This window comes from Vibrio sp. JZG120 (assembly GCF_053890955.1).
This window is the reverse complement of record NZ_JBSRRK010000046.1, coordinates 1-681: the sequence shown is the minus strand read 5'-3', so window position 1 is coordinate 681 and position 681 is coordinate 1. Positions and strand designations below refer to the sequence as shown.

The following is a 681-nucleotide window of genomic DNA, read 5'->3' as shown; positions in this document are numbered from 1 at the left end:
CCACTTTGTGGTTCATGACTGGGGTGAAGTCGTAACAAGGTAGCGCTAGGGGAACCTGGCGCTGGATCACCTCCTTATACGATGATTATTGCGATGAGTGTTCACACAGATTGATACGGTTTATGAAGTTTAAGAGATAGAACATCCCCCAAGATGTTCAACTTAGTGTCCCGTTCGTCTAGAGGCCTAGGACACCGCCCTTTCACGGCGGTAACAGGGGTTCGACTCCCCTACGGGATACCATCTTTAAGCGCATTCAATGAGTGCTTTTAAAAATGGTTACTTCATTAGAAGTGATTAGCTCTTTAACAATTTGGAAAGCTGACAAAACAACAATTTATTGTTGTTTGTAAAGTTCTCAAAGTATTCCTTATGGAATACAACTAAAAACACATTCAAGTGTTCTTGGAATTTGAGTCCGGCAAAATCGATATGTCTCTCGCTCATTCAAATAATGAGAGACAACTTTGGTGATTTGAACATCAACTCGAAACTCCTTCGGGTTGTATGGTTAAGTGACTAAGCGTACACGGTGGATGCCTTGGCAGTCAGAGGCGATGAAGGACGTATTAACTTGCGATAAGCCCAGATTAGGTAGTAAAAACCACTTGAGTCTGGGATTTCCGAATGGGGAAACCCACTTACATAAGTAAGTATCGTTATGTGAATACATAGCATAAC

General features: G+C 42.0%; 1 tRNA gene and 2 rRNA genes. All 3 read left to right on the top strand.

The annotated features are described in order from the left end of the window. Positions 1-77: ribosomal RNA gene (locus tag ACWPOD_RS23725) — 16S ribosomal RNA — on the top strand; the annotation flags it as partial. A 90-nt stretch (positions 78-167) separates the two neighbouring features. After that, a tRNA-Glu gene (locus ACWPOD_RS23720) sits at positions 168-243 on the top strand. Positions 244-509: 266 nt separating this feature from the next. Then, a 23S ribosomal RNA gene (locus ACWPOD_RS23715) occupies positions 510-681 on the top strand; the annotation flags it as partial.